The organism is Promicromonospora thailandica (genome assembly GCF_024171955.1).
Classification (GTDB): domain Bacteria; phylum Actinomycetota; class Actinomycetes; order Actinomycetales; family Cellulomonadaceae; genus Promicromonospora; species Promicromonospora thailandica.
Genome location: NZ_JAMTCS010000002.1, coordinates 302,278 through 326,012 on the forward strand (window position 1 = coordinate 302,278; position 23,735 = coordinate 326,012).

Annotated in this window: 21 protein-coding genes; 16 read left to right on the forward strand and 5 right to left on the reverse strand. The window is 72.2% G+C overall.

Features of this window, described 5'->3' with window-relative positions:
• The first annotated feature begins 10 nt into the window (after positions 1–10).
• On the forward strand, positions 11–931 hold the full coding sequence (locus APR03_RS04510; RefSeq protein WP_253833175.1) for a hypothetical protein: 921 nt from the start codon (positions 11–13) through the stop codon (positions 929–931).
• 17 nt (positions 932–948) lie between these two features.
• Here the strand turns inward: APR03_RS04510 and APR03_RS04515 are convergent, their stop codons facing one another.
• Positions 949–1,707, reverse strand: a complete 759-nt coding sequence (locus tag APR03_RS04515) for a helix-turn-helix domain-containing protein (protein WP_253833177.1) — start codon at positions 1,705–1,707, stop codon at positions 949–951.
• Between the two features lie 239 nt (positions 1,708–1,946).
• On the opposite strand from APR03_RS04515, the gene APR03_RS04520 reads away from it, so the two are divergent.
• Entirely contained in the window at positions 1,947–2,615 is a 669-nt protein-coding gene (locus APR03_RS04520) for a DUF4097 family beta strand repeat-containing protein (RefSeq protein WP_253833178.1), read from the forward strand.
• Between the two features lie 47 nt (positions 2,616–2,662).
• Complete coding sequence (locus APR03_RS04525; RefSeq protein ID WP_253833179.1) at positions 2,663–3,481, forward strand: alpha/beta fold hydrolase; 819 nt, start codon at positions 2,663–2,665, stop codon at positions 3,479–3,481.
• Positions 3,482–3,501: 20 nt separating this feature from the next.
• Here APR03_RS04525 and APR03_RS04530 read toward each other — a convergent pair whose 3' ends face one another.
• A complete protein-coding gene (locus tag APR03_RS04530) occupies positions 3,502–3,918 on the reverse strand; it encodes a type II toxin-antitoxin system death-on-curing family toxin (protein ID WP_253833180.1) in 417 nt (138 codons plus the stop codon).
• Positions 3,915–4,157: an AbrB/MazE/SpoVT family DNA-binding domain-containing protein gene (locus APR03_RS04535; RefSeq protein WP_253833181.1), complete on the reverse strand. Its 243-nt coding sequence runs from the start codon at positions 4,155–4,157 to the stop codon at positions 3,915–3,917. The genes APR03_RS04530 and APR03_RS04535 overlap by 4 nt, the downstream gene beginning before the upstream one ends.
• 135 nt (positions 4,158–4,292) lie before the next feature.
• Here APR03_RS04535 and APR03_RS04540 point away from each other — a divergent pair, with 135 nt between their 5' ends.
• Positions 4,293–4,808: a pyridoxamine 5'-phosphate oxidase family protein gene (locus tag APR03_RS04540; RefSeq protein ID WP_253833182.1), complete on the forward strand. Its 516-nt coding sequence runs from the start codon at positions 4,293–4,295 to the stop codon at positions 4,806–4,808.
• On the opposite strand, the gene APR03_RS04545 is transcribed toward APR03_RS04540, so the two are convergent.
• Positions 4,802–6,889 (reverse strand): alpha-glucuronidase, encoded by a 2,088-nt coding sequence (locus APR03_RS04545; RefSeq protein ID WP_253833183.1) that lies wholly within the window; start codon positions 6,887–6,889, stop codon positions 4,802–4,804. The genes APR03_RS04540 and APR03_RS04545 overlap by 7 nt on opposite strands.
• Positions 6,890–7,116: 227 nt before the next feature.
• A complete protein-coding gene (uxaC, locus tag APR03_RS04550; RefSeq protein ID WP_253833184.1) occupies positions 7,117–8,544 on the reverse strand; it encodes a glucuronate isomerase in 1,428 nt (475 codons plus the stop codon).
• 163 nt (positions 8,545–8,707) lie between these two features.
• Here uxaC and APR03_RS04555 point away from each other — a divergent pair, with 163 nt between their 5' ends.
• The 12 genes from APR03_RS04555 to APR03_RS04610 all read left to right on the forward strand — a co-directional run bounded on the left by APR03_RS04555 (position 8,708) and on the right by APR03_RS04610 (position 23,670).
• Positions 8,708–9,718, forward strand: a complete 1,011-nt coding sequence (locus APR03_RS04555; RefSeq protein WP_253833185.1) for a LacI family DNA-binding transcriptional regulator — start codon at positions 8,708–8,710, stop codon at positions 9,716–9,718.
• 55 nt (positions 9,719–9,773) lie between these two features.
• Entirely contained in the window at positions 9,774–11,000 is a 1,227-nt protein-coding gene (locus tag APR03_RS04560; RefSeq protein ID WP_253833187.1) for an extracellular solute-binding protein, read from the forward strand.
• On the forward strand, positions 11,000–12,127 hold the full coding sequence (locus tag APR03_RS04565; RefSeq protein ID WP_253833188.1) for an ABC transporter ATP-binding protein: 1,128 nt from the start codon (positions 11,000–11,002) through the stop codon (positions 12,125–12,127). The genes APR03_RS04560 and APR03_RS04565 overlap by 1 nt, the downstream gene beginning before the upstream one ends.
• The gene (locus APR03_RS04570; protein WP_253833190.1) at positions 12,124–13,035 is read left to right on the forward strand and encodes an ABC transporter permease; all 912 of its coding nucleotides are present in this window, start codon (positions 12,124–12,126) and stop codon (positions 13,033–13,035) included. Before APR03_RS04565 ends, APR03_RS04570 begins: the two co-directional genes overlap by 4 nt.
• Positions 13,035–13,892: an ABC transporter permease gene (locus tag APR03_RS04575; protein WP_253833192.1), complete on the forward strand. Its 858-nt coding sequence runs from the start codon at positions 13,035–13,037 to the stop codon at positions 13,890–13,892. Before APR03_RS04570 ends, APR03_RS04575 begins: the two co-directional genes overlap by 1 nt.
• Entirely contained in the window at positions 13,882–15,375 is a 1,494-nt protein-coding gene (locus tag APR03_RS04580; RefSeq protein WP_253833194.1) for a mannitol dehydrogenase family protein, read from the forward strand. The genes APR03_RS04575 and APR03_RS04580 overlap by 11 nt, the downstream gene beginning before the upstream one ends.
• A 560-nt stretch (positions 15,376–15,935) precedes the next feature.
• Positions 15,936–17,015 (forward strand): Gfo/Idh/MocA family protein, encoded by a 1,080-nt coding sequence (locus APR03_RS04585; RefSeq protein ID WP_253833196.1) that lies wholly within the window; start codon positions 15,936–15,938, stop codon positions 17,013–17,015.
• Between the two features lie 215 nt (positions 17,016–17,230).
• Positions 17,231–18,565, forward strand: a complete 1,335-nt coding sequence (locus APR03_RS04590) for an ABC transporter substrate-binding protein (protein ID WP_253833198.1) — start codon at positions 17,231–17,233, stop codon at positions 18,563–18,565.
• Positions 18,566–18,606: 41 nt separating this feature from the next.
• Entirely contained in the window at positions 18,607–19,545 is a 939-nt protein-coding gene (locus APR03_RS04595; protein WP_253833464.1) for a carbohydrate ABC transporter permease, read from the forward strand.
• Positions 19,542–20,423, forward strand: coding sequence for a carbohydrate ABC transporter permease (locus APR03_RS04600; protein ID WP_253833200.1), 882 nt, complete (start codon positions 19,542–19,544; stop codon positions 20,421–20,423). The genes APR03_RS04595 and APR03_RS04600 overlap by 4 nt, the downstream gene beginning before the upstream one ends.
• Entirely contained in the window at positions 20,420–21,226 is an 807-nt protein-coding gene (locus APR03_RS04605; RefSeq protein WP_253833202.1) for a hypothetical protein, read from the forward strand. The genes APR03_RS04600 and APR03_RS04605 overlap by 4 nt, the downstream gene beginning before the upstream one ends.
• Before the next feature lie 122 nt (positions 21,227–21,348).
• Positions 21,349–23,670, forward strand: coding sequence for a rhamnogalacturonan lyase (locus APR03_RS04610; RefSeq protein ID WP_253833204.1), 2,322 nt, complete (start codon positions 21,349–21,351; stop codon positions 23,668–23,670).
• The last annotated feature ends 65 nt before the right edge of the window (positions 23,671–23,735 follow it).

Genomic DNA, 23,735 nt, shown 5'->3' on the forward strand with positions numbered 1-23,735 from the left:
TGGTGATCAGATGGTGATCAAGCAGGGGGACCCGGCCAGGCTCACCTACCGCTACCTCCGGGTGGCGATCGTGGCCGTCGTGCTGGTGCTGTTCGTGTCGCTGACCTGGCAGATCCTGGCCGACCACGGACGGCTCGCGTCGGGTGAGGAGTGGTGGCACGCGTCGATCAGCGCGTACTTCTACTCGCCCGTGCAGAGCATCTTCGTGAGCGCGCTGGTCGGTATCGGCGTATGCCTCGTGGCGATCAAGGGGCGGCGGGGCGCGGAGGAGGTGCTGCTCAACTTCGCGGGCCTGCTCGCCGTCCTCGTGGCCCTGGTGCCGACGCCGCTGGACGCCACGATGTGCACCGCCGAGCCGTACTGCCTCGACGTGCCGGAGCGGGTGACCAACAACGTGGGCACGCTGCTGCTGGTCGGCGGCGTGGTGCTCGCGCTCGCCACCTGGCCGCGGCGGCGCGACCTCGGCGGGCCGGCGGGCTGGGACCTGTGGCTCACCTGGCTGGCGTGGGCGGGCACCGGTACGTGGCTGCTGGCGTGGCCCGCGAGCTTCCTGACCGTGGCGCACTACGCGGCGGCCGTGCTGCTGTTCGCCTGCCTCGTGGCGGTCGCCTGGATCAACGGCTCGGACCGGGTGGTCACCGCGCAGGCCCTGGAACGGCTGCGCGGCATGTCGGCGGCGGCGTACCGGGTCTGGTACCGGTGGATCGCCGTGGTGATGGCCGCGGTCCTCGTCGTGGGCCTGTCCGCCATGGTGGTGCTGGACCGGTGGTTCCCCGGCGTGTTCCCGCAGACGCTGTTCGTGGTCGAGGCCCTGATGATGCTCGTCTTCGCCCTGTTCTGGACGCTCCAGACCATCCAGTTCTGGGACGTCGGCCTGCCCGCGCGGGCCCGGGACGAGGACGTGCCGGTGCCGGGGGACCTGCCGCTGTAGCCGGGTCGGAGCACTGCCTACCCGCGGTCCCGGCCGGGCGGGGCGGCAGCATCGTCCGACGTCGGCGCGGGCTGGGCGTGCAGGATCTCGCGGGCCTGCTCCGCCGCGCGGGCGATGCTCTCGGCGACGAAGTCCATGAACCGGGCGATGTTCTCCAGGCGGGCCGCCGCGGGGGTGTGCGGGCCGAGTACCCGCGCGCCCTGCCGTGCGGTCTCGGCGAGCGCGGTGTTGGCTCGCGCTCCGGCGATGGTCGCCTGGTAGAAGAGCTCGTTGTCGACGACGTAGCGCTCGCGACGGCGGTCGTCCCGTTCGCGACGGACGAGGCTCTGGCTCTCCAGGAAGGAGATCGCCTTGGAGATGGACCCCGGGCTGACCTGGAGGTGGCGGGCGAGCTCGGACGCGGTGTGGCTGCCCGTGTCGCTGATGAACAGGCAGGTCAGCACCCGGGCAGTCATCCGGGGCAGGCCGGAACCCATGAGGACGGTGGTGAGGGTCTCCTCGTAGTCGGCCACCGCCGCGGCGTCGCGACCGTGGGCCGGCAGGGCCGACTCCGGGCCGCGCGGGGAGGTGGGCCTGCGCCGCTGCGCGCGGCGTTCGGTGGCGCGGTGGGCCAGGTCGGCGCGGTAGGCGGTGGGACCTCCGTTGCGCATCACCTCACGGGTGACCGTCGAGGTCGGGCGGTCGATGCTGCGGGCGATCTCGGCGTACGGCCGGCTGTCGGCCAGTCCCGTCGCGATCTGCTGGCGTTCCTGCTTGGTGAGTCTGCCTCCCGGCATGCCGTTCCCCTCGGGTGCTCGTGGCGGGTCTGACGGCTCCACCATAGCGTTCAGTGCTGAACCATTGCAATGATTCCTCGTCCGCTCGTTGCGTTGTGTCGCGGGCCGTTGCAACGAATATGGTGCTCTGACCTGCGCGGACATTTCCGGAGTGCAACGAACTGCTTGTAGAGATTCGGAAAGCAACGTAGCGTTTCCGATATCAGAAAGACGCGCAGCACCGAGACCAGGAGCAGACCATGATGCAGCAGTTCACCACCCCCTCCGCCGTCACCGCCGTCGTCGACACCCCGGCCGGCCGGGTCCAGGTCATCGCGGCCGACCGCACCGAGACCACCGTCGAGGTGCTGCCGGCCGACCCGGCCAAGGGTCGTGACGTCAAGGCCGCCGAGCGGACCACCGTCACCTACGGCGACGGCGTCCTGCGGGTCAGCGCGCCCGAGCCCGCCCACAAGCTCCTCGGCCCGTCCGGGGCCGTCGAGGTCACCATCCAGCTGCCCGCCGGCTCTCGCGTCGAGGCCACCTCGGCCGCCTCGGAGCTGCGCGGCGTCGGCCGCCTCGGTGAGGTCGTCTTCGAGGGCGCCTACCGGCAGATCAAGATCGACGAGGCCACCGGCGGGCGCCTGGGCGCGACGGACGGCGACGTCGAGGTCGGGCGCCTGACCGGTCCCGCGCAGATCAGCACCCTTCGCGGCGACATCCGGATCGGCGAGGCCACCCGCGGCACGGTCGTGCTCGAGACGCAGTCCGGGAACATCTCGGTCGGCGCCGCCGCCGGCGTCTCCGCCGCCCTGGACGCCGGCACCAGCCTCGGCCGGGTCAGCAACTCCCTCACGAACACCGGCACCACCGAGCTCGACATCCGCGCGACGACCATGCAGGGCGACATCAGCGCCCACAGCCTCTGAGCCCCCGGCCCGATCCGCACCTGCCCAGGAGATAACAAGGAGAGAGCATGACGAACGACAGCGCGTCCGCGACCAGCTCCACGTGGACCGGCACGGTGCCGGTCGACGACACCGCCCTGGCCGTGACCGACACGGGCGGCACCGGGATCCCGGTGGTCTACCTCAACGGCCAGTTCGCCACCCAGGGCTACTGGCGGCGGGTCGTCGACGAGCTCGGCACCGGCTTCCGGCACATCACCTACGACGAGCGGGCCCGGGGCAGGAGGTCCGGGACCTCGGCGGACTACTCCTTCGCGGCCGCCCTCCGGGACGTCGACGCCGTCCTGGCGGCCCGGGGTGTGGAGCGGGCGATCGTGGTGGGCTGGTCCTACGGGGCCTTCGTCGCGTCGCACTGGGCCAGCCGGAACCCCGACCGTGCGCTCGGCGCGGTCCTGGTGGACGGCGCGTACCCGTACGACTGGATCGACGAGGCTATGGAGCGCCGGATCCGCACGATGTTCCGCCGGATGAGGTGGTTGACGGTCCCGCTCCGGCTGACGGGCATCACCCCGCGGATGAGCGCCGACCAGCAGGCCGACAGCAACATCGAGCTCGGCTGGATCTCGCGCGAGAGCGAGCTCGGCCCGGTGCTCGACCGCATCACCGTCCCGACCCAGTACGTGGTCGCCTCGGGCAGGTCTCTCGGCAGCAAGGGCGACGAGCAGGAGGTCATCCGTACCAGCCTCGGCGGTGTGACCGCCCGGAACCCGCACATCACGATCGGCGCGAAGGTCGCCAGCAACCACGGCGCGATCCTCAAGAAGGACTTCCGGGCGATCGCGGAGTCCGTGCGCGAGGTCGCGACGCTCGCCGCCGAGACGCCCTGAGCCCGCCCGGCGGCGGACGCTCAGGTCGGTCGGCCGGCCTGAGCGTCTGACGTGTCCTCGGCAGCGCCGAACATGGACTCGAGCTGCTCGGCGATCCGGTCCAGCTCGGGATGGTCGGAAGCCACCTCGAGAACCAGGGACTCGTGCTCGTCCACGGTTCCGACCGGATCCGGATGACCGTTCACGCGGTACGTGGCGGCGACGACGATCCAGGAAAGCCGCTTGTTGCCGTCGACGAGCGGATGGTTGCGGTTCACCGAGTCGAGAGTCGCCGCCATCTTGAGGTGGATCCCGGGGTAGAGCTCCTGGCCGTAGGAGGTCATGCTCGCGCGTGAGAGGGATGCCTCGAGCAGCCCCAGATCGCGGACGACGGGCCTGATGCGCTCGGCGACCTCGAACATGCGCAGGGCGATGTGCGGGGGCACCAGGTGGATCATTGTGCGAGCCGGTTCAGGAGCTCCCTGTCGCGTTCGCCGACGTAGTCAGCTGCCGCCAGCCAGTCCTCGGCGCTGGGGCGGGGGGTGTCCACGGGGCGCCCCAGCTCGACCTTCGAGATCACCACGGAGCCGTCCACCACAGAGAAGTCCAGGGCATCGCCCACGTGGAGCCCGGCTGCCTCGGCGATCTCCTTGGGCACGGTGACCTGGTTCTTGGGGCGAAGGGTGAGGATGGTCATGTCGTCCTCCGGTGAGAGATTCCTACTCTCCTACCATCTTACGCTCTCGGCACACCGTCGTGTCGCGCGCGGGCCCCGCGTTCGGCATGCTCGGCGACGACGGCGCACCGACCGGCGCAACGACGAGGAGACCGCATGAACGACCCCGTGACCACGCTCGATGCGCGCTTCAGCGAGCCAGGGGCCGCACCGACCACCTGGCAGGCGGCCGAGGAGGTGCTGGAGAACGCCCAGCTCAGCTGGCTGGCCACGGTGCGTGCCGACGGGCGCCCGCACGTCACGCCGCTCGTGGCCGTCTGGTTCGACGGCGCCCTGCACTTCACCACCGGGCCCGAGGAGCAGAAGGCCGTCAACCTCGCGGTGAACCCGAACGTCGTGGTGACCACGGGCACGAGCACCTGGGACGAGGGGCTCGACGTCATGGTCGAGGGGCCGGCACTGCGCGTCACCGACCCGGGCACGCTGGAGCGGCTGGCCGCGGCGTGGCGTACCAAGTGGGCGGGGCAGTGGGAGTACGAGGTGGGCGACGGCGCGTTCCGGAACGACGCCGGCGGTGTCGCGCTGGTCTTCGCCGTCGACCCGGTCAAGGTGCTGGCCTTCGGCAAGGGCACGTTCACGCACACCCGCCACGTGCCCCGGCCGGCTCAGTAGATCGTGCGTCCCCGCTCGTCGGGGATGCCCGACTTCCGCAGGAAGTAGGTGTTGATCTGGTCCCGCCACTCGGTGGCGCTGCGGAGCTGCTCCGCGAACCGCTCGGCCACGCGCTCGGCGAGGCGCGGGTCCACCAGGGGCGACACGGCCGACCACGCCTCGATCATCCGCTCCACGGCGTCCACGCCCGCGAAGTGGGTGTCGTAGATGTGCTGGATCACGGTGCTGCCGCTGTGCAGCACGTGCGTGTAGGGCACGTGGTGGAAGAACAGGAGCAGCTCGTCGGGACAGGTCCGCGTCGACTCGTACGTCTCCCGCCAGGGGGAGGGGTACTGCCCGGCGTACCCGGTGCCGGTGCGCACCGACCGGTCGACGCCGATGCCGTCGCGGTCCGCGAAGTGGTAGGTGCCCCAGGGGGTGTACTCGTACCCGTCGACGTCCGGGCCGTAGTGGTGACCGGGGCGCACCATGAAGCCCACGCCCAGTGGCGACGTGTACCGCTCGTACGTCTCCCACGAGCCGTCCAGCACGGTGTGCAGCGCCTGCCGGACGGCGTCCGGCGCACCCGGGAACGTCAGGCCGGCCCACTCGTCGAGCAGGTCGGCGGGGTCGAGCGTCGGGTCCCAGCACAGCCGGCCGTAGGCGTACAGGTTCGCCTGGGCGAACGGGTGGCCGGTCCAGAACTCGTCGTCGCCCGCGTTGGAGACCGCCGCGAACCCGCCGGCCGGCTTGTGCCACGCGCCGGTGCCCGGGTCCTCGACGGCCTTGGCCCGGCCCGTGGCGAGGTCGGCGACGGTGGGCGAGGCGCCGCCGTCCGCCGACCAGAAGCTGAAACCGAGGATCTGGCTCCACTGCGGCCCGAGGTACACGGCGTGCCGCTGCTGGCCGGTGTACTCCTGCGTGACCTGGAGCTCCAGGGCGATCCGGGTGCGCGGCATCGCGGCCAGCACGGGGGAGACGGGCTCCCGCACCTGGAAGTCCATCGGGCCGTACTTGACCTGCACGACCACGTTGTCGGCGAAGGCGCCGTCCAGGGGGTGGAAGTGGTCGTACGCCGCGCGGGCGCGGTCGGTCGACCGGTCGCGCCAGTCCTGCCGGTGGTCGTAGACGAACGCACGCCAGTGGATCAGCCCGTCGTACGGCTCGACGGCGGCGGCCAGCATGTTCGCGCCGTCGGCGTGCGTGCGGCCGTAGGCGAACGGGCCGGGCTGGCCCTCGGAGTCCGCCTTGACCACGAACCCGCCGAAGTCGGGGATCGCGGACCACACCCGCGCGGCGGCGCGCACCCACCAGTGCGCGACGTCGGTGTCGAGCGGGTCCGACGTGGACAGGCCGCCGAGCAGGATCGGGGACGCGAACGACACCGACAGGTGCACCCGGATGCCCCACCGCCGGAACACGGCGGCGATCCGGACCACGTCGCCCAGGTCGTCGGTCAGCAGACGCGCCTCGCGCCGGTGCACGTTGACGTTGTTGATCGCCACGCGGTTGATGCCCACGGCCGCGAGCAGCCGGGCGTACCGCTCGACGCGCGAGAGGTCGGCCCGCACCACGCCGTCCTCGTAGAACAGCGAGCCCCCGGAGTAGCCCCGTTCGACCTGCCCCATGACCGGGTGGGTGTCCACGTTGTCCCAGTGGTCGAGCATCCGCAGGCCGGTCGCGGGGGCGTGGGTCTCGTCGGCGTCGGGCCCGTCGAACGCGGCCTCGCCCAGGCGCACCACGTGGAACAGTCCGTGCAGCAGCCCGGCGTCGCCGTCCGCCTGCACGACGACGGCGCCGCCCTCGCGCGTGAGGCGGAAGCCCTCACCGGCGTCCGGGTCGGTGCCGGAGGCGGAGCCGGCGTCGGTGTCGGTCGCCAGGGTCAGCACCAGGTCGGCGTCGGCCACGCCGTCGCCCACCTCGAGGCGGGAGAACGAGCCGCCGAACCGCGCGGTGGCCGCGGCGACCTCCTCCGCCACGGTTCCCGCGAGGGCGCCGTCGCCCGCGACGACCACGCGGCGGCGGCCGAGCGCGGCGAACGCGTCGTCGGGCAGCCATGCCGGGTGCGGCGTCGGGACGAAGCCGGGGGCGTCAGCGGTCATGGGTCAGTCATCCCGTCCGTTGTGCGTCTGATGTGCGGAAATGCGGGCCTACTCGGCACTCTGCCCCAGCGACGCCGCCGGGTCTACCCGCGCGCGCAACCTCCTCTTCGAGACCGAGGTTTCTTTGCTTTGAGCGGCCTCAAAGCGAAGAAACCTCGGTCTCGAAGAGGGTCGGCGCGGGGTGGGCCGGGGTCGGCGCGGGGTCGGCCCGGGTGGGCCGGCGGCGGTCAGCGGCGGGCGTAGCTCTGCTTCGGGAGCTCGTACGCCAGGTCCGCCGCTGTCTCGACCGCCTCGTCCAGCTCCAGCCGGTGCTCCGCGACCAGCCGGGCCAGGTACCCGGCGTCGACCCGGCGGGCCAGGTCGTGCCGCGCGGGGATCGAGCAGAACGCACGCGTGTCGTCGACGAACCCCGACATGTTCGAGAAGCCGGCCGTCTCCGTCGCCGCCTCCCGGAACCGGCGCATGGCGTCGGGGGCGTCGAGGAACCACCACGGCGCACCGAGCCGGAGCGCCGGGTACACCCCGGCCAGCGGCGCCAGCTCGCGCGAGTACACGTCCTCGTCGATGGTGAACGCGATCAGCCGGAACGTCTCCGAGTGGCCGAACGCCTCCAGCACGGGCCGCAGCCCCCGCGTGAACTCGGCGACCACCGGGATGTCGTAGCCCTTGTCCGCCCCGAACGTGCCCGCGACCGCCGCGTCGTGGTCGCGCAGCACGCCGGGGTGCAGCTGCATGACGAGGCCGTCCTCGGCCGACATCGCCGCCATCTGGAACAGCATGTGCGCCGAGAACGCGGCCTCCTCCGCGGCACTGATCCCCGGCTCGTCCGGCCCGGTGGCCAGCGCCTTGTCGAACAGGGCCTGCGCCGCGTCGTCGGGCAGCGGCGTCGTGTCCGCGGAGAAGTGGCCGTGGTCCGTGGCCAGACCGCCCGCCGCGACGAACGCGGCGCGGCGCTCGCGGAGCGCCGTGAGGTAGCCGTGGTAGGTGTCGGTGGCGACGCCCGACGCCGCCGCGAGCCGCTCCAGGTCGCCCCGCCACGTGGTGCGGGCGGGGTGCAGCAGCGGGTCCGGGCGGAACGTCGGCAGCACGCGGCCGGGCAGGTCGGCGGCGAGCCGGGCGTGGTCGTCCAGCGTGCTCCACGCCGGGTCGGTGGTGGCGATGGTCTCGATGCGGAACCGGTCCAGCAGGGCGCGTGGGCGGAACGCCGGGTCGGCGATGGCGGCCGCCACCTGGTCGTAGATCTCGTCGGCCGTCTCGGCGGACGGGCGCACCGTGACGCCGAAGATCTCGACGAGCTCGTGCTCCATCCAGTACCGCGTCGGCGTGCCGCGGAAGTGCTTCCAGCCCGCGCAGAACCGGCGGAAGATCTCGCGCGGGTCGGTCTCCAGGCCCGGGGTGCCGGCGGGTCCCACGCCCAGCTCGGGCAGGCGGGCGCCCTGCGACACGAGCATCCGGGTCAGGTAGTGGTCGGGCACCACCAGGAGCTGGGCGGGGTCGGGGAACGGCTCGTCGTCGGCGAGCGCCGTCACGTCGACGTGACCGTGCATCGACACGATCGGCAGGTCCCGCACCGACGCGTAGATCTCGCGGGCTATCGGTCGCGTGACGGGGTCGGCGGGCAGCGCGCGGTCGGGGTGCAGGGTCCAGTCGGTCATGCGTGTGCTCCTGGCGTCTTTGCCGTACCGGTGCGGGATGCGGCCGGACAGAGTGGCTGAAAGAGGGACAAGATGGATGCGAACGTTTGCAGTCTAATCTACGATAGGGTGCAAACGTTTGCAGAGTCGCACTCGCATCGCACACAGGTCACGAGGAGGTGCCATGGTCACGGTGCATGACGTCGCCCGCGCCGCCGGAGTCTCGATCTCCACCGTGTCGCGCGCCCTCTCGTCCCCCGAACGGGTGGCGGCCGAGACGCGCGAGCGGGTCACCCGCGCGGCCGCCGAGCTGGGCTACCGGCCCAACCAGGCGGCGAGCGGCCTGCGGATCGGGCGTACGCACGCCGTCGGCCTGCTGGTGCCCGACCTGGAGAATCCCTACTTCGCGTCGGTGACCAAGGCCGTCCAGGCGCGGGCCCGCGCGGAGGGTTACGAGGTCTTCGTCGCCGACACGGACGAGGACGCCGACGTCGAGGCCGAGCTCATCGCGGCGCTGGCGTCCCGGACCGACGGGCTGGTCGTCGGTTCGCCGCGCTCCGGGGAGGCCGAGCTGCGCGCTGCCCTGTCGGGTGTGACCGCCGTGCTCGCCAACCGGGAGCTGCCCGCCGAGCCGGGCTCCGACGTGCCGCAGGTCCCGTCCGTCTGCGTGGACGACGCCGACGGCACCGCCCAGGTGCTGGGCCACCTGCACGCCCTCGGGCACCGCACCATCGCGATCGCGGCCGGCCCGGCGTCGTCCTGGTCCGGCCGACGCCGCGTCGCCGGGCTGATCGCCGCCGCGGGGCGCTGGGACCTGGAGCTCGTCGAGCTCGGCACGTTCCAGCCGTACTTCGCGGGCGGTGTCCAGGCCGCCGACCACGCGGTGGCGAGCGGTGCCACTGCCGTCGTCGCGTTCAACGACCTGATGGCGCTCGGCATCCTGGACCGGCTGCGGCACCGCGGCGTCGACGTGCCGGCGCAGATGACGGTGGTGGGGTTCGACGACGTCTCGCTCGCCACCCTCGTCTCGCCCGCCCTCACGACGGTGCGCGCGCCGCTGGCCCGGCTCGGCCGCCGCGCCGTCGACCTCCTGCTCGCCCGCCTGCGCGGTGACGCGCCGGCGAGCACCCAGCTCCCCGTGGAGCTCACGATCCGCGGGTCCTCCGGACCCGCACCTGCCGGGAAGGCCGGCTGACGCCCCTCCCGGCGACGAACCCTGGGCGACGAAGCCCGAGAGAGAGGAAGGCACCATGCGCACCTCGAAGAAGGTCGCGGCGCTCGTCGGCGTCGCGGCGCTGACCCTGCTCACCGCGTGCACCCCGCCCGCACCGCAGGGCGGGGGTGGTGGCGCGGCCGTCACCGACCCGGCCGACGTGCCCGAGACCCCGTCGGAGCCCGTCACCCTGAACATCCTCGACGTCGCGGGCAACCAGCGGCTGACGGAGGGCATGGTCGACGAGTTCGTCGAGAACAACCCCGACGTCATCGAGTCGGTGACCTGGGAGACCGGCGGCGCGCCCGACGTCACGGGCATCGTCAAGCCGCAGGTGGACAGCGGGAACCTGTCCATCGACGTGGTGTTCACCGGCAACGACGGCCTCTCGGCCGGCATCAGCCAGGACCTGTGGCTGCCGGTCGTGGACGACTACGGCGACCGGCTGACCAACCAGGAGAACTACCTGGAGCCCGCCGCGAACATGCAGGACCTCGCCCAGGGCTACGGCGTCGTGACGACGTACTACCCGTCCGGGCCGCTGCTGCAGTACGACCCCGAGGTGGTCGGCACGCCGCCCGCCACCCCCGACGAGCTGCTGGAGTGGGCCGAGGCCAACCCCGGGAAGTTCGGCTACGCACGCCCCGCGAACTCCGGCCCTGGCCGCACGTTCCTCATGGGCCTGCCGTACCTGCTCGGCGACGAGGACCCGACCGACCCCGAGAACGGCTGGGACAAGACCTGGGCGTACCTCAAGGACCTCGGGCAGTACGTGGACACCTACCCCACGGGCACCGGCCAGGTGGTGACCAACATGGCCGACGGCACGTGGGCGATGGTCCCGACGACGACCGGCTGGGAGATCGCTCCGCGTGCCGAGGGTCAGCTGCCGGACACGCTCGAGGCGGCGGCGTTCGACGACTTCACGTGGGTCACCGACGCGCACTACGCGGCGATCCCCAAGGGCCAGAGCGCGGACAAGATCAGCGCCATCCTGCTCCTGCTGCAGGACATGCTCACCCCCGAGCAGAACGCCAAGGCGTACGACTCGGGCTACTTCTACCCGGGCCCGGCGGTCGAGGGCGCGACGATCGACCTCGCGCCCGAGGAGTCGCAGCAGGTCATCGAGGAGTACGGCCGTCCGCTGTTCGACGAGCTCATCGAGTCGCAGGAGGCCGTCGTGCCGCTCGACGCGGACTCCATGGTGCAGGCGTTCGACATCTGGGACCGCGAGATCGGCGGCGGCAAGGTGGAGGAGGAGTAGTGAGCGACTTCGAGTCCCTCGAGCTGCGCGGCGTCGGACGGCGCTTCGGCGGCGTGGACGCGCTGGCCGGGCTGGACCTGACGATCAAGGCGGGCGAGTTCGTCGCCCTGCTCGGGCCGTCGGGCTGCGGCAAGTCGACGGCGCTGAACTGCCTGGCGGGCCTGCTCCCGCTCACGCACGGCGAGATCCTGATCGACGGCCGCCGCATCGACACCCTGCCGCCGGAACGGCGCGGGTTCGGCATGGTGTTCCAGTCGTACGCGCTGTTCCCGCACCTGTCGGTCGAGAAGAACGTGGCGTTCGGCCTGCAGATGCAGGGCGTGGCGCGCGCGGAGATCGACCGGCGGGTGCGGCAGGCGATCGCGCTGGTCAAGCTCGAGCAGCACGCCAAGAAGCTGCCCGGCCAGCTGTCGGGCGGGCAGCAGCAGCGCGTCGCCATCGCGCGGGCCGTGGTGCTCGAGCCGTCGCTCGTGCTCATGGACGAGCCGCTGTCGAACCTCGACGCCAAGCTGCGGCTCGACATGCGCACCGAGATCCGGCGGCTGCACCAGTCCCTCGGCCTGACCACCATCTACGTGACGCACGACCAGGAGGAGGCGCTCTCCCTGGCCGACCGTCTGGTGGTCATGCGGGAGGGCCGGGTGCAGCAGGTCGGCACGCCCGACGAGCTCTACGAGAGCCCGGCGAGCTGGTACGTCGCCGACTTCATGGGGTACCGCAACATCCTGCCCGCGACCGTCGTGTCGGTCTCGGGCGGCGGGTCGGGTGCGGAGGCCGTGGTCGAGCTGCCCGGGACGGCGGACGGTGGCGTGCGGCTCACCGGCCGCGCGGTCGGTGCGCTGGGCGCGGGTGACCAGGTGCGGGTGGCCGTGCGCCCGGACGACTTCTCGGTCGTGCCGGCCGACGGCGCGGCGACCGGTGCCGCGATCCCCGGCACCGTCGCCGTGGTCGAGTACCACGGCCGCGAGCACGCCGTGAGCGTGCAGACCGGCGACGTGATGCTGCACGCCCGCTCGGCGACGCCCCCGGAGGTCGGTGGCGCCGTCCGCCTCACGGCGCCGGTCGAGCGGGTGCTGGTGTTCCCGGAGTCGCTCGACGCCGTCGTGCCCCTGGAAGTGGCGGCGTGACGGACGGGCGCGCCACCGCGAGCCTGCGGCACCGGCTGGCCGAGCGTGGCATCGACCCCACGCTCCTCCTGCTGGTGCCCGGCCTCGTGGTCGCGGTGGCGCTCTTCGTCTACCCGTTCTCCTACGGGATCGGGCTCACCGTGCAGCCCACCGCCGCGATGCAGGAGCAGTGGGGCGGCGGCATCCTCGCGAACTACGTCGCCTTCTTCCGCGACCCGTTCGTGTTCGACTCCATCGGCCTGACCATGCGGCTCGCCCTGCCCGCCGCGCTGTTCAACGTGCTGGCCTCCGTGCCGGTGGCCATGGTGCTGCGGCACCGGTTCCGGGGGAAGCGGCTGCTGACGTCGCTGCTGGTGCTGCCGATCACGCTGGGCACCGTGCTCACGGCCCAGGGCCTGCTGATCTTCGCGGGGCGGCAGGGCTGGCTCAACCGGGCGCTGCTGGAGCTCGGCCTGATCGACGAGCCGCTGCAGCTCGTCAACAACTACCTGGGCGTCATGTTCTCCCTGGTGATCACAGGCTTCCCGTTCGCCTTCCTGCTCATCTCGTCCTACCTGTCGGGCATCGACCCGTCGCTGGAGCGGGCCGCGAAGACGCTCGGCGCCGGCTGGTGGCAGCGGTTCCGGCGCATCATCCTGCCGCTGCTCGCCCCGGGGCTGGCCACGACGTTCATCCTCACGTTCGTGCTCGCGTTCTCCGTGTTCCCGTCGGCGCGGCTGGTGGGTGACGCCATGGGCTCCACCCGCGTCATGTCGCTCATGGCGTTCCGGGCGTTCGGCGAGCAGAACGACTACGCGATGGCCTCGACCATCGCGCTCATGATGGGCGCCGTCGAGCTGCTCGTCGTGGTGGCCGTGCTCGGTCTGCGGTCGCTGCTGTACCGCGGGACCACAGGAGGGAAGGGCTGATGGCGGCGACAACGCTGGAGCGGCCGGTCGCCGCGCGGCCGTCCACCTGGTTCGTCTGGGCGGGGATGGCGGCCTTCGGGGTCTTCCTCCTCGGGATCCTCGTCGCGGTGGTGGTCGACTCGTTCGGCCGCCAGTGGTTCGACACGTGGTTCCCCGACGGCCTGACCGTCGAGCGCTACACCGAGGCCTGGGACCGGTTCTCGCTCGGCGAGGTCGTGGGCGTCACGGTCGGGGTGGCGGTGCTCGTCGTCGTCATCTCGGTGCTGGTGGGCGTGCCCGCCGCGTACGTGCTGGCCCGGCGTGACTTCCCGGGCAAGCGCGTGGTGATGCTGCTGTTCCTGCTGCCCGTGCTCATGCCGCCCATCACGTACGGCATCCCGCTCGCCACGGTCATGTACTCGTTCGGGCTCGGCCGCACGCTGACCGCCGTCGTGCTGGTCAACCTCGTGCCGTCCGTGCCGTTCGTGATCCTGACGATGACGCCGTTCATCGAGCAGATCAACCCCGCCATCGAGTCCGCCGCCCGCATGTGCGGCGCTCGCACCCGGCAGGTGTTCACGCGCATCCTCGCGCCCCTGCTCGTGCCGGGCATCCTCGCGGCGGGCATCCTGGTGCTGGTCCGGACGGTCGGGCTGTTCGAGCTGACCTTCCTCGTGTCGGGTCCTGGATCGGACACGCTCGTCGTGGCGATCTACCGTGGCATGACGGCGGCCGGCGGCGGCGAGGCACGACAGCTCATCTCGGCCATGTCGGTGATCTACACCGCGACCATGCTCGTCATGCTCGTGGTGGCGCTGCGGTTCGTGAACCCGACGCAGCTCGTGGCACAGGTGAAGGAGGCACGCGATGACGACTGAGGACCACCCGCAGGACCGCCTGCACAGGGACCACGTCCCCGACGGCGTCGACGCGCCCGTGACGCCGACGGCGGTGGGCATCGTCCACCTCGGCATCGGCGCGTTCCACCGGGCCCACCAGGCCGTCTACACCGAACGCGCCGCGCTGGCCACGGGCGACACGTCGTGGGGCATCCTCGGCGTGACCCAGCGGTCGGCGACCGTGCGGGACCAGCTCCGGCCCCAGGGCGGCGTGTACGCGGTGCTCACGGCGGGGGAGCAGGAGTCCTCGCTCGAGCTGGTCGGGTCGGTGGTCGACGTCGCCTACCCCGCGCAGGAGACCGGGCGGGTGCTGGAGGCCCTCGCGGCGCCGTCGACCCACGTGGTGACCCTGACCATCACGGAGAAGGGGTACGCGCGGCGGCCGGACGGGTCGCTCGACACGTCCGTCGTCGGCCCGGACCTGGCGGCGCTGCGCGCGGGCGACGCCGTGCCGGCGGCGTCGGCCATCGGCCTGCTGGTGCGCGGGCTCGCCGCGCGTGCGCCGTCCGGCGCGCCCATCACAGTGCTGACCTGCGACAACATGGTCGACAACGGCCGCGTGCTGGAGCGCCTGGTGCGCGAGGCCGTCGACGCCGCGCTGCCCGGCGCGGAGGGGGACGCGCTGCGCGGGTTCCTCGACGAGCGGGTCACGTTCCCGTGCTCGATGGTGGACCGCATCGTGCCCGCCACCACGCCGGAGCAGCGTGACGAGGTGGGTCGCCTGCTCGGCGTGCGGGACGAGGGCCTCGTGGTGGGCGAACCGTTCGCGCAGTGGGTGATCGAGGACCGGTTCGCCGGGCCGCGCCCCGCCTGGGAAGCCGCGGGCGCCACGCTGACCAAGGACGTGGCGCCCTTCGAGCAGGCCAAGCTGCGGCTGCTCAACGGCACGCACTCGCTCGTCGCGTACGCCGGCTGGGTCGCGGGGTACGCGACCATCGCGGAGGCGGTGACCGACCCGGAGATCGCCGAGCGGGCACGGCAGTACCTCTTCGAGGACGCGCTGCCCACGCTCACCGCACCCGACGGGCTGGACCTGCACCGGTACGGCGAGCAGATCCTCGCCCGCTTCGCCAACCCGCACACCGGGCACACCACCACCCAGGTGGCGATGGACGGCACGCAGAAGATCCCGTTCCGCTGGGGCGGCGTGGTCGCCGACGCGCTGGCCGCGGGCCGGGAGCCGCAGGGGGTGGCGTTCGGCCTGGCCGCGTGGGCGGAGTTCGTGCGACGCCGGCTGCTCACCGGGGAGGGTGTCGACGACCCGCGGGCCGGAGAGCTGGCCGCGCTGGTGAGCGACGCGGAGGTGCCGGGCGGCTCCGACGGGCTGGGCGACGTCGCCGGGCTGGCCGGCGCCGAGGAGGACCTCCGAGCCCTGCTCGGCCTGCCGGGGCTGCTGCCCGAGGGGACTCCGGAGAGCTTCGTGGACCTGGTGGCCGGGGAGATCGAGTCGGTGCTGGGCTGAGGTGCTGGGTCGGTCGTCGGTCGTCGGTCGTCGGGGTGGGGTTGAGTTCGGTCGGTCGGTCGACTGGCGGGTTCGGTCGGTTGGTCGATGGGCGGACTGAGTTCGGTCGGTCGGTCGACGGGCGGACTGAGTTCGGTCGGTTGCCCTGAGATCGGTCCTTCGGAGGACCGATCTCAGGGCAACCGACCGATCTCGGTGGAGTGACTGGTGCATGTGACCGGTCTCGGTCGCGTGGCTCGTGCAGGCGACCGAACTTGGTGGAGTGGCAGGAGCAAGCGACCGAAGTCGGGGGAGTGGCTGGGAGCAACCGACCGAAGTCGATGGGAGCGCCTGGCGCACGCGACCGAACTCACCGAGGTGCCCGCTACACGCGACCGAACTCACCGAAGTGCCCGGCGCATGCGACCGAACTCACCCGAGCAGCGGGCGCAGGCGACCGAGCTCGGCCGCCCCGCACGACGGGACGCCGGCAAGCGGTTGACCGTGTCCGGCTGCCTCTGCCACGCTCCCCACTGTTTGAATCGCTTCAATCGTCACTGTCCGAGGAGGACGCACACACCATGAGAACCACGATCCTGGGGGCGGGAGCCATCGCCGGGGCCCACGCGGGAGCCGTCGCGCAGCTGCCGGAGCACGGTGTGGACGCCGTCCTGGCCCACGTGGTCGACCTGGACTCGGCGCGGGCCGAGGACTTCGCCCGGCAGCACGGCGTCGCCGCGCACGGGACCTCGCTCGACGGCGTGCTGGCCGACACGGACGTGCTGCACGTCTGCACCCCGCCCGGCGCGCACGTGGCGGCCGCGGTGGCGGCGCTGGAGGCGGGCGTGCACGTGGTGGTCGAGAAGCCCGCGGCGCTCTCCCTCGCGGAGGTCGACCGGATCGCGGCGGCGGAGGCGGCGTCGACGGCGTCGTTCACGCAGGTGGTGCAGCACCGGTTCGGGCACGGGATCCGGCAGCTGCGCCGGCTGCTCGACGAGGGCGCGCTCGGGCGGGCCCTCGTGGCCACCTGCGACACGCTCTGGTACCGCGCCCCGGAGTACTTCGAGGTGCCGTGGCGCGGCCGCTGGGACACCGAGGGTGGTGGGCCCACGATGGGCCACGGCATCCACCAGTTCGACCTGCTGCTGGCGGCGCTCGGGCCGTGGGCCGAGGTGACGGCGATGGCCGGACGCCTCGCGCGCGACGTGGACACCGAGGACGTCTCGATGGCGATCGTCCGCTTCGAGAGCGGGGCGATGGCCACGGTCACGAACTCGCTGCTGTCCCCGCGGGAGACCTCCGACCTGCGGTTCGACACCGAGGCGGCCACGATCGAGCTGTCGCACCTGTACGGCTACACCGACGCCGACTGGACGTTCACGCCGGCACCGGGCCGGGACGACGTCGCGGCCCGGTGGCAGCCGGACCCCGACGCGCTGCCCTCGGGGCACCTGGCCCAGCTGGTGCCCACCTACCGGGCGTTCGCCGCGGGCGAGGCGCCGCCGGTCACCGTCGCCGACACGCGCGGCACGCTGGAGCTGGTCGCGGCGATCTACCGCTCGGCGTTCACGGGCGCCGTGGTCCGCGCGGGCGAGATCACCGCGGGCGACCCCTTCCACACCTCGATGCGTGGCACGGGCCCCGTCTGGCCGCTCCGGTAGCTCCTGTCAGGGGTCGAGCGTAGGAATCGTCGGCGTCAGGAGGGCTCGTACGCCGACGATTCCTACGCTCGACGACGCGGTGGCCGCGACGACAGCGGTGACAGCGGAAATTCGTGGCGCTCAGGCCTGGACAACGCTTCCCGGACCGGTATTGTATCGATTCAGTCAGCCGCCGACGGAGTAGCCGGCGCGCCAGCACGAGCAAGGAGGCTCACGTGGTCCGCACACGCACCACTCCCAGGACCAGGACGGCCGCCGTCCAGGTCACCGCCCTCGCGGCGGCATCAGCCCTCGCCCTCTCGGCGTGCGGTGGCGGAACCACCGCCTCGGCCGACGCCGCGCCCGTCGCCACCGACCGCGACATCGAGCTGTCCCTGGTCTGGTGGGGTGACGACGACCGCGCGTCCCGCTACGAGGAGGCCGTCGCGCTGTTCGAGGAGAAGTACCCGAACATCGACGTCCAGACCCAGTTCCAGGCGTGGGACGACTACTGGACCGCGCGCAGCACCGAGGCCGCGGGCCAGACGCTGCCCGACGTCTTCCAGATGGACCTCGCCTACATCCACCAGTACGCGTCGAACAACCAGCTCCTGGACCTGTCGAACCAGGTGGGCGTCAACCTGGACACCGCGGGGTACGACGAGGCGCTGCTCGCGTCCGGCGCGGTCAACGGCGGCCAGTTCGGTATCCCGACCAGCACCAACACACTCGGCATGATCCGTCACGACGACCTCCTGGACGAGCTGGGCATCGACCCGCCCGCGGAGGGCCTCACCTGGGACGAGTACGACGCCTGGATCCGCGAGGTCAGCGAGGCCGGCGCCGACCACGACCCGCAGGTCTACGGCGGCACCGACTACACGGGCACCCTGTGGCTGTTCATCCAGTGGCTGCTGCAGCAGGGCAAGACGGCGTTCGACGACGACGGCACGCCCGCCTTCACCAAGGACGACCTGGTGGCCTGGGTCGAGCGCACCCAGCCGCTGCGCGACGACGGCGTGTTCTACCCCGTGCAGCGCGCCAAGCAGGTGGAGCCGCTCACGGGCCTCCAGGTCAACGAGGCTGCGACCGAGCTCACCTGGGACAACATGATGGCCGGGTACTCGGCCAGCGCCGGCACCGAGAACGTCGACCTGCTGCCCGTGCCGACCGGCGCGGACGGCTCGCAGCAGTTCTGGAAGCCGTCGATGCTGCTGTCGTCGTCGGCGAGCACGCAGGAGCCCGACGCCGCCGCCGCGCTCATCGACTTCCTCGTCAACGACCCCGAGGTGGGCGCGATCTTCGGCACCTCGAAGGGCGTCCCGGCCGTGGTCGGCCAGCGCGACGCGATGGAGATCGAGGAGGGTTCCGTGGACGGCAAGATCGTCGGCTACGAGGACGCCGTCGCCGAGCGCGTCACCGCCGACACCCCGCTCCCCGCCGAGGGTTACGGCGTGGTCGAGGTCGAGTTCAAGCGCCTGGGCGAGGAGCTCTCCTACGGCAACATCACGCCGGAGGAGTTCGCCGACCAGTGGTTCCAGAGCGCCGAGGCCAACCTCGGCGGGGCGTGACCGTGTCCGCGGCGACCGCAGAGCGCTCCGGTCCGGCCGGCGTGCGGGGGACGGCGACGTCGTCGTCCCCCGCCCGGGGCGGCGCCGGACCACGGCGCAACCGGGCCGACACGAAGGCCGGCTACGCGTTCCTGTCCCCGTGGCTGCTCGGCTTCGGGCTGCTCACCGCGGGCCCGATGCTGATGTCGCTGTACCTGGCGTTCACGGACTACAACCTGTTCCGGGCGCCCACGTTCGTGGGCCTCGACAACTTCGCCGCCCTGTTCGCGGACGCGCGGTTCCTCAAGTCCGCGCAGGTCACCGCGATCTACGTGGTCGTGGGCGTACCCGTGAAGCTTGCGGCGGCGCTCGCCGTCGCCGTGCTGCTCAACGCGCGCCACCGGGGCCAGGGCGCCTACCGCTCGATGTTCTACGCACCCTCGCTCATCGGGGCCAGCGTCTCGGTGGCGATCGTGTGGCGCGCCATGTTCATCGACGACGGCGTCGCCGACCGGATCCAGCAGCTCCTCGGCTTCCCCGCCGGCGGCTGGGTGGGCGACCCCGGCATGACCATGCCGATGATGATCCTGCTCGCGGTCTGGCAGTTCGGCGCCCCGATGGTCATCTTCCTGGCCGGCCTCAAGCAGATCCCGGCAGAGCTGCACGAGGCGGCCGCCGTCGACGGCGCGGGCCCGGTCCGACGGTTCGTCTCCGTGACGATCCCGATGCTGTCGCCCGTGCTGTTCTTCAACCTGCTGCTCGAGACCATCGGCGCGTTCCAGGTGTTCAGCTCGGCGTTCATCATCTCCGGGGGCACGGGCGGCCCGGCCGACTCGACGCTCTTCTACACCTTCTACCTCTACATCAAGGGCTTCACGGAGTTCCGGATGGGGTACGCCTCGGCCATGGCCTGGGTGCTCGTGATCGTGGTCGGCGTCATCACCGCCGTCTTGTTCCGCACCTCGCGCGCGTGGGTCCACTACACGGGAGACGTGCGATGACGACAGCGACCGTGACCTCCACCCCCGCCCGCCAGGCTCGGCAGCGCCGGCGCACCCGGTCGGTCGGGTTCCACGTGCTGGCCGTCGTCGTCGCCGTGGTGATCCTGTACCCCGGCGCGTGGATGGTGATGAGCTCGTTCAAGCCGAGCGGCGAGATCGTCGGCAACGTGAACCTCTGGCCCGAGACGTGGACGCTCGACAACTACGTGTCCGCGCTCAGCGGCATCGGTGGGGTCTCGTTCTGGACCTTCGTGCTCAACTCGCTGATCCTCGCGGTCGGCTCCGTGGTGGGCGTGGTGCTCTCCGCGAGCGTCTCGGCCTACGCCTTCGCGCGGATCAGCTTCCCGGGCCGCGGGGTGTTCTTCGCGATCATGATCGGCACGATGCTGCTGCCGTTCCACGTGGTGATCATCCCGCAGTACATCCTGTTCAACTCCATGGGCATGGTGAACACGTTCCTGCCCCTGCTGGCCCCGAAGTTCCTGGCCACCGAGGCGTTCTTCGTGTTCCTCATGGTGCAGTTCCTGCGCGGGCTGCCCCGTGAGCTCGACGAGGCCGCGCGCATCGACGGGTGCGGGCACTGGGGCATCTTCCGGCGCGTGCTGCTGCCGCTCATGCGCCCCGCGGTGATCACCAGCTCGATCTTCGCCTTCATCTGGTCGTGGAACGACTTCCTCGGGCCGCTGCTCTACCTCAAGCGCCCCGACACCTACCCGCTGCCCATCGCGCTGCGCCTCTACGTGGACCAGACGTCGGTGTCCGACTACGGCGCCCAGATGGCCATGGCCGTGCTCGCGCTGGTGCCGGTGCTGCTGTTCTTCGTGGTGTTCCAGCGCTACCTGGTGGACGGTGTCGCGACCCAGGGCCTCAAGGGGTGACCGCGGTGGGTGCGGAGCGGGGAGACGCCCGCCGACCGGACGCCGGCCCGGCCGGCGGTACGGACGAGCGGGCGGTCGGCGGTGTGGTCGGCGTCCCGGACGCCGGCCCGGCCGGCGGTGCGGACGAGCGGGCGGGCGGACGTGCTGGCGAGCGGCCCGGCGAGCGCGTGCCCGGCGAGGGCCGGTTCGCGCTGCTGGGCGAGACGCTCCTGACCGGCCTGCTCGTGCTCGCCGGCAGCCTGTTCGTGGTGACGGTCCCGGCCGCGCTCGCCGCCGGCGTCGCGCACCTGCGCCGGTACGTCGCGGGGTACGACACGTCGGCTCACTCCTTCGCCCGCGACTGGCGGACGGCGGTGCGCGAGACCTGGCTCCTCGGCGTCCTGGCGCTCGCGGCCGGTGCGGTGGTGCTGGTCAACACCGGGCTGACGGCGTCGGGCGTGCTGCCCGGCGCGCCGGTGGTGCGCTGGGTGACGTGGGCCGCCGCGGCCTGCGCCGCCGTCGTGCTGGTCCGCGCGGCGGCGGCGTGGTCGGACGGGGAAGGGGCGACCGCCCGCCCTGCCCAGACTGTCCCCGGTCCGGTGGGGGAACGGGACGTCCCTCGCAGCGCCCGCGCGCTGCTGGCCCGTGGCGCGGCCCGCGCCGGCGACGACCTGGTCGGCTCGGCGCTCCTGCTCGCTGCCCTGGGCATGTGCGCGGTGCTCGTGTGGATGTTGCTGCCGCTCGTGCTGGTGACGGGCGGCCTCCTCAGCCTGGCGGCGACCGCCGTCGAGACGCGGCGGACCGGGCGCCCCTCGCTGCCCTGACGCGCCGCCGCAACAGCTCGCCCACCCAGCGATCGTGCCCATCTCAGCACCTGATCGTGGGCACGATGACTGGGTGGGCGCGAGAGGTCCGTGAGATCGAGAATTCAGAGAGGAATTCAGCCATGATCCCGAGATCGACCCGTGCGGGCGCCGCCCTGGCGGCAGTGCTCTGCCTGGGGCTGAGCGGGGTGGGCGTCGCGACGTCCGCGCAGTCCGCCGAGCCCGCCCGTCAGACGCACCTCACCCCGGGCCGCCCGTCGTCCGCCGCCCAGGGGACCGAGCCGCTCGGCCGGGGCCTGGTGGCCGCCGCGACCAGCGAGGGCGTGTTCCTCAGCTGGCGGCTGCTCGCCCCCGAGGTGACCGGCCACACCGGCGACGGCCTGACGGGCCCGGGCTTCGCGGTGTACCGCGACGGGCGGCGCATCGCGAAGGTGACCGGTGCGACCAACTTCTCCGACCCGGCGGGCAGCCCCGGCTCGCGGTACCGCGTGGTGCCGCTGAGCGGCCCGAACAAGGGCAGGGCGGCGTCGGCCGAGGTGTGGGCCGACGGCCACCTGGACATCCCCCTCGACAAGCCCGCCGACGGCGTGACGCCCGCGGGCGAGACCTACACCTACCGCGCCAACGACGCCTCCGTGGCGGACCTCGACGGGGACGACGAGTACGAGCTCGTCGTGAAGTGGGACCCGTCCAACTCCAAGGACGTCTCCCAGGTGGGCTACACCGGCAACGTCTACCTCGACGCGTACGAGCTCGACGGCACGCAGCTGTGGCGCGTCGACCTGGGCGTCAACATCCGCGCGGGCGCGCACTACACGCAGTTCCCCGTCTACGACTACGACGGCGACGGCCGCGCCGAGCTCATGATGAAGACCGCCCCCGGCACGCGCGTGACCACGTACCGCGCCGGGCGGCCCGCCGGGCAGCACTACGTGCCGATCGCCAAGGACGACCGCGCGGCCGGGGTGCGGCACACCGACGACTACCGGATGTCCGCGGGCGACTACTACGAGCACCTCGTGGACGTGTTCCGCGGCTGGTCGACCCGCCCGGAGGTGGTGGCGGGGGACTGGCCCGCCACGCTCGAGGAGGCGTGGGGCATCGGCCCGCGATGGACGTACCCGCTGTCCGACGCCGACGCGCGCGCCGCCGTCGACCACTTCGTCGACGTCTACGCCCCGTCCCGTTCCACGCGAAACCAGCTCCGCGCGTTCGAGGGCTTCGTGCTCACCGGGCCCGAGTACCTCACCGTGTTCGACGGGCGCAGCGGCCGCCCGCTGGAGACCGTCGACTACGAGCCCGGGCGCACCGACGACGGCCTGCTCTGGGGCGACTACGCCATGAGCCGCATCGAGCCGGGCAACCGCGTGGACCGCTTCCTGTCCGGCGTCGCGTACCTGTCGAAGGACCGGCCGAGCGCGATCTTCGCGCGCGGCTACTACACGCGCTCGACGGTGGCGGCCTACGACTGGGACGGGCGGCACCTGAGCCGGCGCTGGCTCGCCGACTCCGGCTGGACGCCCATGCGCAATCCCTTCTCCGACTCCCCGCACGGCGTGCCCGGCACCTCGCCCGAGTGGGGAAGCCTGACCACCCAGGGCTTCCACTCGCTCTCGGCGGCCGACGTCGACGGCGACGGGCGCCAGGAGATCGTCTACGGGTCCGCGACCCTGGACCACGACGGGTCGCTCCTGTACTCGTCGTTCGACACGCTGCCCGAGGGTTCTGCGAACCCGGGAGCGCTCGCGGGTCTCGGCCACGGCGACGCCATGCACGTGACGGACATCGACCCGGCGCGCCCGGGTCTGGAGATCTGGACCGCGCACGAGGGCGCGACCTGGGCACCGTACGGTTCGGCGATGCGGTCGGCCGAGGACGGCGCCGTGCTGTTCGGGCAGTACTCCGGGCGGGACACGGGCCGGTCGATGATCGGCGACGTGCTCCCCGACGTGCCCGGCATCGAGGTGTGGGCGTCGATGCCGGACGGCACGCTGGGCTCGGGCACGCTGAGCGCCACGGGCGAGCAGGTGTCGACGTCGACCATGGGCACCAACCAGTCGGTGCGCTGGGCCGGGGACGGCAGCACGCAGATCGTCGACGGCGCCGAACCGGCGACGCCGGTGATCCGGGACTGGTCGCGCGGCGTGGTGCGGACCCTCGACGGCACGCTGACCAACAACGGCACCAAGGGCAACCCGTCGCTCGTGGCCGACGTGCTCGGCGACTGGCGCGAGGAGGTGCTGGTGCGCACCGCCGACTCCGGCGCGCTGCGGCTGTACACCACCACCGAGCCGAGCGACATCGCGCTCTACACGCTCATGCAGGACCGGCAGTACCGCGTGGAGGTGGCACGGCAGCAGACCACCTACAACCAGCCCTCGTACCCGAGCTTCTACCTGGCGACGGACACGAACTGGGCCGAGGTCCCGATCCCGCGCAGCTGACCTGCGGCCGGCCACACAGTGAGTTCGGTCGGTTGCCTCGAGATCGGTCCTTCAAGCGACCGATC

Excerpts from the sequence above, each read along its gene's own strand:
- APR03_RS04510 (WP_253833175.1), top strand. The coding sequence starts at position 11 with ATGGTGATCAAGCAGGGGGACCCGGCCAGGCTCACCTACCGCTACCTC.
- APR03_RS04515 (WP_253833177.1), bottom strand. The coding sequence starts at position 1,707 with ATGCCGGGAGGCAGACTCACCAAGCAGGAACGCCAGCAGATCGCGACG.
- APR03_RS04520 (WP_253833178.1), top strand. The coding sequence starts at position 1,947 with ATGATGCAGCAGTTCACCACCCCCTCCGCCGTCACCGCCGTCGTCGAC.
- APR03_RS04525 (WP_253833179.1), top strand. The coding sequence starts at position 2,663 with ATGACGAACGACAGCGCGTCCGCGACCAGCTCCACGTGGACCGGCACG.
- APR03_RS04530 (WP_253833180.1), bottom strand. The coding sequence starts at position 3,918 with ATGATCCACCTGGTGCCCCCGCACATCGCCCTGCGCATGTTCGAGGTC.
- APR03_RS04535 (WP_253833181.1), bottom strand. The coding sequence starts at position 4,157 with ATGACCATCCTCACCCTTCGCCCCAAGAACCAGGTCACCGTGCCCAAG.
- APR03_RS04540 (WP_253833182.1), top strand. The coding sequence starts at position 4,293 with ATGAACGACCCCGTGACCACGCTCGATGCGCGCTTCAGCGAGCCAGGG.
- APR03_RS04545 (WP_253833183.1), bottom strand. The coding sequence starts at position 6,889 with ATGACCGCTGACGCCCCCGGCTTCGTCCCGACGCCGCACCCGGCATGG.
- uxaC (WP_253833184.1), bottom strand. The coding sequence starts at position 8,544 with ATGACCGACTGGACCCTGCACCCCGACCGCGCGCTGCCCGCCGACCCC.
- APR03_RS04555 (WP_253833185.1), top strand. The coding sequence starts at position 8,708 with ATGGTCACGGTGCATGACGTCGCCCGCGCCGCCGGAGTCTCGATCTCC.
- APR03_RS04560 (WP_253833187.1), top strand. The coding sequence starts at position 9,774 with ATGCGCACCTCGAAGAAGGTCGCGGCGCTCGTCGGCGTCGCGGCGCTG.
- APR03_RS04575 (WP_253833192.1), top strand. The coding sequence starts at position 13,035 with ATGGCGGCGACAACGCTGGAGCGGCCGGTCGCCGCGCGGCCGTCCACC.
- APR03_RS04580 (WP_253833194.1), top strand. The coding sequence starts at position 13,882 with ATGACGACTGAGGACCACCCGCAGGACCGCCTGCACAGGGACCACGTC.
- APR03_RS04585 (WP_253833196.1), top strand. The coding sequence starts at position 15,936 with ATGAGAACCACGATCCTGGGGGCGGGAGCCATCGCCGGGGCCCACGCG.
- APR03_RS04600 (WP_253833200.1), top strand. The coding sequence starts at position 19,542 with ATGACGACAGCGACCGTGACCTCCACCCCCGCCCGCCAGGCTCGGCAG.
- APR03_RS04610 (WP_253833204.1), top strand. The coding sequence starts at position 21,349 with ATGATCCCGAGATCGACCCGTGCGGGCGCCGCCCTGGCGGCAGTGCTC.